This window comes from uncultured Aureimonas sp. (genome assembly GCF_913775355.1).
Taxonomy (GTDB): domain Bacteria; phylum Pseudomonadota; class Alphaproteobacteria; order Rhizobiales; family Rhizobiaceae; genus Aureimonas.
Map to the genome: position 1 here is coordinate 1 of NZ_CAJYIU010000155.1, position 10,251 is coordinate 10,251.

A 10,251-nucleotide genomic window follows, 5' to 3' on the forward strand; every position below is an offset into this window, starting at 1 on the left:
CTGCACCTGACGCAGAGCCGTCATTGCGATTATGTTGGGTCCACGCAACGCGATCCAGGGAGATCCGACATGAGCCACGGCATCCACCACGTTACCGCCATCGCCGGTCCCGCCGCGCGCAACGTGCGGTTCTACACCGATACGCTCGGGCTTCGCCTCGTAAAGCGGACCGTCAATTTCGACGATCCCGGCACCTGGCACCTCTACTACGGCGACGAGGCCGGCAGCCCCGGTACGATCCTGACGTTCTTCCCCTGGGAGCACGCGGCGCCCGGCCGGCTCGGCGTCGGCGAGACGCAGGAGACCGTGTTCCGCGTGCCGGAGGGCTCGATCGGCTTCTGGACGCACCGCTTCATCGAGCGCGGCGTCGCCTTCGACCCGCCGGTCAAGCGCTTCGGCGAGACGGCGCTCACCTTCCGCGACCCGGACGGCATGCATCTCGCGCTCGTCGCGGTGCCGGGCGCCGAAAAGGAGCCGGGCTGGACCGCCGGCGGCATCTCGCCCGAGGTCGCGATCCGCGGCTTCCATTCGGTGAGCCTGCTGCTCGAGGAGAAGGCGCCGACCGGCGCGGTGCTGACCGACGTCCTCGGCTTCCGGGAACTCGGCTCGGAGGGCTCGACCACGCGCTTCCAGGTGGACGGCGTTTCGGTCGGCGGCATCGTCGACATCCGGGCCGTCGGCGGCTTCCTGAAGCCCCGGCCGGGGGCCGGCTCCGTCCATCACGTCGCCTTCCGGGCGGCGGACGATGCGGCGGAGGCGGCGATGGCCAAGCGCCTCGTCGAGAACCACAGGATCGGGGTGACCGAACAGCGCGACCGCAACTACTTCCGCTCGGTCTATTTCCGCGAGCCGGGCCATGTCCTGTTCGAGATCGCGACCGACGCGCCGGGCTTTGCCGTGGACGAGCCGGCGGCAACGCTGGGGCAGACCCTGAAGCTGCCGGCGGGGCTGGAGTCCCACCGCGCCCGCATCGAGAGCGTGCTGCCCGATCTCGGCACCGAGGCGGCCTGACGAAACCCGAAGCGGGGCGGCCGAAAGCCGCCCCGCCCCCTTCCCCCGGAGGACACCATGAGCGAGATGACCCTGTCGCATATCCACCGCTTCGTGCCCGCCGGCGACGGGTCCGGGGCGCCGCTCCTCCTCCTGCACGGGACCGGCGGCAACGAGAGCGACCTTCTCGGGCTCGGCGCGGCGCTGAGCCCCGGCGCCGCCCTTCTGTCGCCGCGCGGCCGGGTGCTGGAAAACGGCATGCCGCGCTTCTTCCGGCGCCTGGCCGAGGGCGTCTTCGACGAGGCGGACGTCGTCGCGCGCGCCCACGAGCTCGCCGACTTCCTCGTCGAGGCGCGCGAGACCTATGGCCTCCCCGCCCCGATCGCGGTCGGCTTCTCCAACGGCGCCAACATCGCGGCAGCGCTCCTGATGCTGCAGCCCGATGCGCTGGCCGCGGCCGCCCTGATCCGCCCGATGGTGCCGCTGGCCCGGCCGCCCGCCTTCGCGCTTGGCGGGACGCCCGTCCTCATGCTGTCGGGCGCGATGGACCCGATCGTGCCGGCCGCCAACGCCGAGCGTCTGGCCGCGATGCTGGACGAGGGCGGTGCCCGGGTGCGGCATGAGGTCCTTCCCGTCGGTCACGGCCTGTCGCAGATGGATCTCGCGCTTGCCCGCGACTGGCTGCGACAGGTCGACGCCTGACCACCCTGCGGCGTCCGGCGACAGGCCGCGTGGCTGGATCGCCGGGCGCCGCGCTCCAGTTTCCGGCGCGATGCCGAACGATCTCGCCCCCGCCCCGACCCGCGGCCACGCCGCCGACCACGCAGCCGATGCCCGCCTTATCGTTCGAGGCCTCGCCAAGACCGTGCCCGGCGGCCGCGAGCTGTTTTCCGGGCTCGATCTTGCGGTCGCCGGCGGCGAGCTCGTCGCGATCGTCGGCGAGTCGGGCACCGGCAAGTCGACGCTCCTCAACATCCTCGCCGGCCTCGACGAGGCAGATCGCGGCGTCGTCGAGGTCGGCGGCACCGCGCTCGGGCCCCTCGACGAGACGGCGCGCACGACGCTTCGTCGCGAGCGGATCGGCTTCGTCTTCCAGGCCTTCCACATCCTGCCCTATCTCACGCTCGGCCAGAACGTCGCGCTGCCGCTGGCGCTCGTCTCGCCCGACGCGGCGCGGGCGACGTCGGAGGCCGAACGGCTTCTCGACGCCGTCGGGCTCGACGGGCGGGCGGGCGACTATGCGCGCGACCTGTCGGGCGGCGAGTTGCAGCGCGTCGCCATCGCGCGCGCCCTCGTCCACCGCCCGGCCCTCATCCTCGCCGACGAGCCGACCGGCAATCTCGACCCCGACACCGCGGCGCGGGTCCTGAAGCTTTTCGCCTCGGCGGTGCGTGAGGGGGGCGCCGCGGCCGTGATCGTCACCCACTCGCCCGCGACCGCCGCCGTCGCCGACCGCGTCCTGACCCTGACCGCGACGGGCCTGAAGGCTTCGCATGACTGACGCGGGCCTCGGGGCGGCTCGCCTCGCCCTGCGCTGGCTGATCGTCGGCGAGGCGCGCGCGCACCCCGCGCGCTTCCTCCTGACAGCGCTCGCGATCGCCGTCGGCGTCGCGCTCGGCTTTGCCGTCCATCTCGTCAACGGCTCGGCGCTCGCCTCCTTCGAGGGCGCGGTGCGCTCGGTCAACGGAGCGGCGGATCTCCAGGTGCGGGCGGCGAGCCCCCTCGGCTTCGACGAGGCGGCCTACGGGCCGATCGCGCTGGCGGATGGGGTCGCGGACGCGAGCCCCGTCATCGCGCTCGACGCGCGAGCGGGCGGCGGCGCCTTCACCCTTCTCGGCCTCGACGTCCTGCGCGCCGCCCGCGTCACGCCGACGCTGATCGGGCTGAACGCGCAAGGCGTCGACCAGAACCGCGCCGAGGTCTTCTCGCCCGAAGCCCTCTTCCTGTCGCGCGCGGCGCTCGCCGGCACCGGCGCCGGGATCGGCGACACGATCGAGGTCTCGGCCAACGGGCGCACCGTGCCGCTGCGCATCGCGGGCACGCTGGACGGGGCGGGCGACACGGAGCGGCTCGGGACGATCGACATCGCGGCGGCGCAATGGCGCTTCGACCGGCTGGGGCGCCTCGACCGCATCGACCTCTCGGTGAGCGACCGGGCGGCCGCCGAGGCCGCCCTCCCCGCCGTCCTGCCGGCCAACGCCAGCCTTGGCACGGACGAGACAGAGGCGCGCCAGGGCTCGGCCCTCAGCCGCGCCTACCGCGTCAATCTCGACATGCTGGCGCTCGTCGCGCTCCTGACCGGCGGCTTCCTCGTCTTCTCGGCGCAGGCGCTCTCGGTCGCCCGGCGGCTGCGCACCTTCGCGCTCCTGCGCACGCTCGGCCTGCCGCGCGGTGGCGTCGTCGCCGCGGTCACGCTGGAAGGTCTGGTGATCGGGATCGTCGGCGCAGGTCTCGGCCTTCTCCTCGGCTACGGCCTCGCCACGCTCGCGCTGCGGCTCCTCGGCGGCGATCTCGGCGCCGGCTACTTCGAGGGCGGCGCGGCGCGCGTCGTGTTCCAGCCGGTCGCGGCCGGCGTGTTCTTCGCGCTCGGCCTCCTCGCCGCGCTTCTCGGCAGCGCCCTGCCGGCGCGGGCCGCTTCGCGCGCGGCGCCCGCCGCCAGCCTCAAGAACGCCGGCGACCTCGTCGATCCGCGCTCACGCGTGCCGATCCTTCCTGCCGCGGCTCTCCTCGGCGCCGGCGTCCTCGCCAGCCTCGCGCCGCCGATCGCGAACCTGCCCATCCTCGGCTTTGCCGGCATGGCGCTGATGCTGGCGGGCGGCGTCGCGGGCGTGCCGTGGCTCGCGCGCCAGCTCCTGAAGCCGCTGGTGCGCCGGCCGCCGCGCGCCGTCCCCGCGCAGTTGGCCGTCCGCCATGTCCAGGGCAGCCCCGGCGAGGCGGCGACGGCGCTCTGCGGCATCGTCGCCTCGACCGCGCTCGTGATCGCCATGGCGACCATGGTCACGAGCTTCCGCACCGCCGTCGACGACTGGCTCGGCGACGTGCTCTCGGCCGACCTCTATCTTCGCGCGGGCGCCGGCAGCGGCTTCGATCCGCAGACGCAGGCGCGCCTTCTCGAGGTGCCGGGGGTCGGCACGATCCGGTTCAGCCGCCAGCTTCCCCTCTCGATCGCACCGGATCGCCCGCCCGTGGTGCTGATCGCCCGCGACATCCGCGACGGCGAGACGGGCGGGCTCCTGCGCTCGGTTGAGACGACGTCGACGCCGCGCCCCGAGGGGAGCCTGCCGGTCTACGTCTCCGAGCCCGCCGCGCGGCTCTACGGCTGGCGGCCGGGCGCCACCATCGCGCTGCCGATCGGGCAGGACGCCCGCTTCTTCGTGGCCGGCATCTGGCGCGACTACGCGCGCCAGCAGGGCGCGGTGGCGATCGCGAGCGACGACTACACGCGCCTCACGGGCGACGCGACGCGCGACGAGGCGGCCGTGACGCTCGCACCCGGCGCGGACGGCGACGCCGCCGGCCGTGCGCTTCTGGCCGCCCTGTCGCCGGGGAGCCCGGCCAACCTCGCGCGGCCGGCCGAGCTGCGCGCCTTCGCGCTCGACCTCTTCGACCGCTCCTTCACCGTCACCTACGTCCTTCAGGCGGTCGCGATGCTGGTCGGCCTGTCGGGCGTCGCGGCGACGATCTCGGCGCAGACGCTGGCGCGCACCCGCGAGTTCGGCATGCTGCGCCATCTCGGCGTCTCGCGGCCGCAGATCCGCGCGATGCTGGGGCTGGAAGGGGCGCTTCTCGGCACCGTCGGCGCGGTGGCGGGAACCGTTCTCGGCCTCGCGCTGGCCCAAGTTCTGATCCACGTCATCAACCCGCAGAGCTTCAACTGGACCATGGGCACGCGCGTGCCGTGGGGGACGCTGGCACTCGTCGCCGCCGTGCTGGTCGCCGCCGCGGCGCTGACGGCCGTGCTCGCGGGCCGCCGCGCGACGGCGCAAGGGGCGGTGCAGGCCGTTCGGGAGGATTGGTGATGCGCGTGGTTCTGGCTCTTCTCCTGTCGCTCGCCGTCCTCGTCCTGCCGGCGCGGGCGCAGGAGTATCCGGTGGTGGGCTCCGGCGTGCCGCTCGCCTTCCCCGCCGACCACGGCGCCCACCCCGAGTTCCGCACCGAGTGGTGGTACGTCACCGGCTGGCTGCGGACGGGCACGGGCGAGGAGCTCGGCTTCCAGGTGACCTTCTTCCGCACCCGGCCGAGCATCGACCCGGCCAATCCCAGCCGCTTCGCGCCGGCCCAAGTCCTCTTCGCCCACGCCGCGATTTCCGATCCCGCGGTCGGCAAGCTGCTGCACGGCGAGCGGTCCGCGCGCGAGGGCTTCGGCCTTGCCGGCGCGGCGACCGGGAACGCCGATGTCTCGATCCGCGACTGGCACATCCGGCGCGAGGCGGACGGTCGCTGGACGACCACCGTGCGCACGCCCGACTTTTCCTACGACCTCGCCTTCCGGCCGACGCAAGCCGAGTTCCTCCAGGGCGACGACGGCTACAGCCGCAAGGGCACCCGCGAGGGGGAGGCGAGCTACTACTACTCGCTGCCGCATCTGGAGGTTTCGGGAACGCTGGCGCGCGCCGGGGGCGTCGAGCAGGTCACCGGCGAGGCCTGGCTCGACCGCGAATGGTCGTCCCAGTACCTCGCGCCGGAAGCCAGCGGCTGGGACTGGACCGGCCTGAACTTCGACGACGGCTCGGCGCTCGTCGCCTTCCGCATGCGCGGCCGCGAAGTGGACACGGTCTATGCCGGCGGCTCGTGGCGCCGCCCGGATGGCACGATTGTGCGCCTCGGGCCCGGCGACGTCGGCTTCGAGCCGGTGCGCCGCTGGCGCTCCGAGCGGACGGGCGCGACCTATCCGGTGGAGCAGGTGCTGGTGGTCCGCCTGCCCGAGGGCGAGCGACGCCTGCCCCTCCAGCCCCTCTTCGACGACCAGGAACTCGACGGGCGGGCCGGCGGCCTGCCCGTCTACTGGGAGGGGGCGGTGAGGACCGAGGGCGGCCGGGGCTACCTGGAACTCACCGGCTACACCACGCCGCTGTCGCTCTGAGGCGGACGGCACGTCATCCCGGCCGCCTCGCCATCGTGTTGTGCGTCGGTGCGGCGAGCCGGAGGACACCGTTCGGCTGGCGCGCGCGGGCAGCCGATAGCCCCCGCGCGCCGCGCCCTTACAGCCCGACCTCGAACGGCGCCGCCGTCTTCGCCCGGATCTCGTCGAGCGTCACGCCGTCGGCAAGCTCGATCAGGGTCAGGCGCTCCGGCCCCTTGCGCTCCACCGTGAAGACGCCGAGATCGGTGATCACGAGGTCGGCGACGCGCGCGCCCGTCAGCGGCAGGGTGCATTCGGGCAGGAGCTTCGATTCGCCCTTGGCCTCGTGCTCCATCACCACGACGACGCGCTTGACGCCGGCGACAAGGTCCATCGCCCCGCCCATGCCCTTCACCATCTTGCCGGGGATCATCCAGTTGGCGAGATCGCCGTTGGCCGCCACCTGCATGGCGCCGAGGATGGACAGGTCGATATGCCCGCCCCGGATCATCGCGAAACTGTCGGCCGAGGAGAAGAAGCTCGTCATCGGCAGTTCGGTGATGGTCTGCTTGCCGGCGTTGATGAGGTCGGCGTCCTCCTCGCCTTCAAAGGGGAAGGGACCCATGCCGAGCATGCCGTTCTCGGACTGGAGGACCACCTCGATCCCGTCGGGGATGTGGTTGGCCACCAGCGTCGGAATGCCGATGCCGAGATTGACGTAGAACCCGTCCTTGAGTTCGCGGGCGGCGCGGGCCGCCATCTGGTCGCGCGTCCAGGCCATCAGATCTCCTCCCCTGCGGCGGCCGCTGCGCCGGCCGTCTCGCGCTTTCGCACGGTGCGCTGCTCGATGTGCTTCTCCGGGTTCGGCACGTGGACGATCCGCTGCACGAAGATGCCGGGCGTGTGGATATGGTCGGCGTCGATCGAGCCGACCGGCACCATGTGCTCGACCTCGGCGACGGTCACCTTGGCCGCCGTCGCCATCATCGGATTGAAGTTGCGCGCGGTCTTCCGGTAGACGAGGTTGCCTTGCTCATCGCCCGTATGGGCGTGGACGATCGCGAGATCCGCAAAGAGCCCGCGCTCCATGACGTAGGTTTCGCCGTCGAACTCGCGCACCTCCTTGCCTTCGGCGATCAGGGTGCCGACGCCGGTCTTGGTGAAGAAGGCCGGAATGCCGGCGCCGCCGGCCCGGATGCGCTCGGCGAGCGTGCCCTGCGGGTTGAACTCCAGCTCCAGTTCGCCCGACAGGTACTGCTGCGCGAAGAGCTTGTTCTCGCCGACATAGGACGAGATCATCTTGGCGATCTGGCGCGTGGCGAGCAGCCGCCCGAGGCCGATCCCGTCGACGCCCGCATTGTTGGAGATGACCGTCAGGCCCTTGACGCCCGACTCCTGCACCGCGTCGATCAGGGCCTCGGGAATGCCGCAGAGACCGAAGCCGCCGGCCATGACCACCATGTCGTCGCGCAGGAGGCCGGCCAGCGCCTCCGTCGCCGTGGAATGAACTTTTCGCAACGCTCCATGCCTCCCCGTCGCCGGCCCCGCCGGGCCTGTCTCCGGGTGCCAAGCTAGGGCTTGCCCGCCGGGGGCGGCGAGTCGTATTTCTACGGCATGTCCGCACGCGCCCCGCCCGACGACGCCGCCCCGCGCTTCGCGCTCGCGGAACTGCCGGTGCCCCTCGTCTTCGCCACCCACCGCATCATCCGCGACTGCAACGCCGAGTTCGCGGCGCTCTTCGGCTTCGAGCGGCGGGACCTGATCGACGCCAGCTTCTCGCGTCTCTATCCGGCGCTCGACGATTTCGTGCGCACCGGCGAGATGTGGCGCAGCCATTTGCCGGGCGGCCAGGTCTACCAGGACGAGCGCATCATGCGGGGCGCGATGGGCCGGCGCTTCTGGGCGCGCGTCAACGGGCGCTCGCGCCGCGCGGCGGACCCGTTCGCCGAGGCGATCTACGCGTTCCAGCCGCTGAACCGGCCGGTCACCGGCGCGACGCTGCAGTTGACCGGCCGCCAGCGCCAGATCCTCGCGCTGGTCGCGCAAGGGCGCACCAACGGCGAGATCGCAGGCGCGATTGGCCTGTCGCCGCGCACGATCGAGGCGCATCGCCTGCGCCTGTCGCGGGCCGTCGGCGTGCGCAACGGGGCCGAGCTCGTCGCCTGGTTCCTCGCCGAAGGCGGCTGAGACGGGCCAGACGCGCATGTTTTCCGGCCGCGGCCCACGTCGCAGGGTTTGGCCGCGGCGTGAAATCCGCTATGCCCCACCCGAACGCATCCACCCGACATACGCCCCGCTCGCAGGGGCCTGGAGACCGCAGCCATGACGATCCGCGTCCACAAGGGAGACCTTCCCGACCTCGCCCGCTACACCGGATCGGTCGCCATCGACACCGAGACGCTCGGCCTCGACACCCGGCGCGACCGTCTCTGCGTGGTGCAGCTCTCGCCGGGCGACGGCACGGCCGACATCGTGCAGATCGGCAAGGGCCAGCGCGAGGCGCCGAACCTCTGCACGCTTCTGGCGGACACGACGAAGCGCAAGATCTTCCACTACGCGCGCTTCGACATCGCCGCGCTCTACCACGCGTTCGGCGTGATGACGCAGCCGGTGTTCTGCACCAAGATCGCCTCGCGCCTGACGCGCACCTATACCGACCGGCACGGCCTCAAGGACCTGTCGAAGGAGCTGATCGGGGTCGATCTGTCGAAGCAGCAGCAGTCGTCGGACTGGGCGGCCGAGACGCTCACCCCGGCCCAGCTCGATTACGCCGCCTCGGACGTCCTCTACCTCCACGACCTGATGGGCGTGCTCCTGAAGCGCCTCGAGCGCGAGGACCGGCTGGAGATCGCCGAAGCCGCCTTCGCCTTCCTGCCGACGCGCGCCAAGCTCGACCTCCTCGGCTGGGACGAGGAGGACATCTTCTCGCATTCGGTGGCGCGGTCCTGATCGCGGCAGCGTGATCGGATCCTCGCGAAATCGTAAGCGCACAAGCCGGTTTCGCGAGGCCGCGTTAACGGCCCGGCAACACTTTTTCCCGGCCGTTCGATTCAATTGTCGCGGTCGGATTCGGCCTCCTTTGAGAGCCCGTCGCCTAGCGTTGCTCCCGTCGCCCGAGATGCCGGCGACGGGGATCAACGAGGGGAAGCGGACTCATGCAGGACATCGATCGTCTCCACGAACTGTCGGAAACCCGCCACGCGCTCGCCGAGCGCCGGTCCTTCTGCGACCGCGCGCGGGCCGACCGGCTGGTCGGCCTGTGGGCCGCCGGCCATCTCGGCCTGTCGGAAGACGAGGCCGACGCCTATGCCGACGCGGTGGTGCGGGCGGGCGTCACGGCACCGAGCGGGCGCGGCGGGTTCGACCGCATCGCCGCGGATCTCGCCGCCACGCCGGTCCATATCGAGACGATCCGCTCGCGCTACGCTATCGCCATGGCCGACCTCGACCGCCCCTTCGGCGCGGCGACGATCCACGCCTACGCGCTCGGCGCCTGAGGTCCCGGCAGGCGGACCGGTGTCAGGCCGGTCCCGCCTCGATCCGGGCGAGCGCCTCGCCCGCCTGGAGATAGGCGCCGGGCTCGGCGACGAGCGCGATGGTGCCGGCCGCATGGGCGGTCACCTGCGTTTCCATCTTCATCGCCTCCATCACGGCGACGACCTGTCCGGCTTCCACATGGACGCCGTTCTCGACACGCCAGCCCTGCAGCGTCCCAGCGACGGGCGCCGCGAGACGCGCGGCATCCGCCGCCGTCTCCTCGGCGGCGGCGACCGGCGCGCCGCCGGTCGTGCCGAGCCGCGCCAGAAAGGCCGCCGGCAATCCCAGCATGTGGCGGCGCCCGTCGATCTCGACCGGCAGCCGCACGGTCGCCATCTCGTCGAGCGGCTCGGGACGCGCGGCCACGGCCAGTTCGCCGGCAAACTCCGTCTCGATCCAACGGGTGTGGACGCGCAGCGCATCACCCGCGAAATCGTCCGCGTCCAGGACCGCCCGGTGGAACGGCAGCACGGTCGCGACGCCTTCGATGCGGAACTCGGAGAGCGCGCGGCGCGCGCGTGCGATCGCCGCCGCGCGCGTCGGCCCGGTGACGACGAGCTTGGCCATCATCGAATCGAAGTGACCCGGCACGACCGAGCCCGACACGACGCCGGCATCGACCCGAACGCCCGGACCCGACGGCGGATCGAACAGGGTGACGG

General features: G+C 72.4%; 11 protein-coding genes. 8 read left to right on the forward strand and 3 right to left on the reverse strand.

The window, feature by feature from the left end; all coding sequences use genetic code 11:
* Nucleotides 1-69: 69 nt before the first annotated feature.
* From QZ753_RS10180 to QZ753_RS10200, 5 genes are all read left to right on the forward strand, one after another.
* Nucleotides 70-1,011 carry a VOC family protein gene (locus tag QZ753_RS10180; protein ID WP_294643376.1) on the forward strand — a complete coding sequence of 314 codons (942 nt, stop codon included), beginning with the start codon at nucleotides 70-72 and terminating at the stop codon, nucleotides 1,009-1,011.
* 66 nt (nucleotides 1,012-1,077) lie between these two features.
* Nucleotides 1,078-1,692 carry an alpha/beta hydrolase gene (locus tag QZ753_RS10185; RefSeq protein WP_294643398.1) on the forward strand — a complete coding sequence of 205 codons (615 nt, stop codon included), beginning with the start codon at nucleotides 1,078-1,080 and terminating at the stop codon, nucleotides 1,690-1,692.
* A 70-nt stretch (nucleotides 1,693-1,762) separates the two neighbouring features.
* Entirely contained in the window at nucleotides 1,763-2,491 is a 729-nt protein-coding gene (locus tag QZ753_RS10190; protein WP_294643378.1) for an ABC transporter ATP-binding protein, read from the forward strand.
* A complete protein-coding gene (locus tag QZ753_RS10195) occupies nucleotides 2,484-5,009 on the forward strand; it encodes an ABC transporter permease (protein ID WP_294643381.1) in 2,526 nt (841 codons plus the stop codon). The genes QZ753_RS10190 and QZ753_RS10195 overlap by 8 nt, the downstream gene beginning before the upstream one ends.
* Entirely contained in the window at nucleotides 5,009-6,073 is a 1,065-nt protein-coding gene (locus tag QZ753_RS10200) for a lipocalin-like domain-containing protein (protein ID WP_294643383.1), read from the forward strand. Before QZ753_RS10195 ends, QZ753_RS10200 begins: the two co-directional genes overlap by 1 nt.
* Before the next feature lie 118 nt (nucleotides 6,074-6,191).
* On the opposite strand, the gene QZ753_RS10205 is transcribed toward QZ753_RS10200, so the two are convergent.
* Complete coding sequence (locus QZ753_RS10205) at nucleotides 6,192-6,833, reverse strand: 3-oxoacid CoA-transferase subunit B (RefSeq protein WP_294643385.1); 642 nt, start codon at nucleotides 6,831-6,833, stop codon at nucleotides 6,192-6,194.
* Nucleotides 6,833-7,570, reverse strand: coding sequence for a CoA transferase subunit A (locus QZ753_RS10210; protein WP_294643387.1), 738 nt, complete (start codon nucleotides 7,568-7,570; stop codon nucleotides 6,833-6,835). The genes QZ753_RS10205 and QZ753_RS10210 overlap by 1 nt, the downstream gene beginning before the upstream one ends.
* 96 nt (nucleotides 7,571-7,666) lie before the next feature.
* On the opposite strand from QZ753_RS10210, the gene QZ753_RS10215 reads away from it, so the two are divergent.
* From QZ753_RS10215 to QZ753_RS10225, 3 genes are all read left to right on the forward strand, one after another.
* Nucleotides 7,667-8,239: a LuxR C-terminal-related transcriptional regulator gene (locus QZ753_RS10215; protein ID WP_294643389.1), complete on the forward strand. Its 573-nt coding sequence runs from the start codon at nucleotides 7,667-7,669 to the stop codon at nucleotides 8,237-8,239.
* A gap of 135 nt (nucleotides 8,240-8,374) precedes the next feature.
* Complete coding sequence (locus tag QZ753_RS10220; protein ID WP_294643391.1) at nucleotides 8,375-9,001, forward strand: ribonuclease D; 627 nt, start codon at nucleotides 8,375-8,377, stop codon at nucleotides 8,999-9,001.
* Between the two features lie 206 nt (nucleotides 9,002-9,207).
* A complete protein-coding gene (locus QZ753_RS10225) occupies nucleotides 9,208-9,549 on the forward strand; it encodes an ATPase inhibitor subunit zeta (RefSeq protein ID WP_294643393.1) in 342 nt (113 codons plus the stop codon).
* A gap of 22 nt (nucleotides 9,550-9,571) precedes the next feature.
* On the opposite strand, the gene QZ753_RS10230 is transcribed toward QZ753_RS10225, so the two are convergent.
* Nucleotides 9,572-10,251: biotin/lipoyl-containing protein (locus QZ753_RS10230; RefSeq protein WP_294643396.1), on the reverse strand; the 680-nt coding region annotated here is incomplete at its 5' end.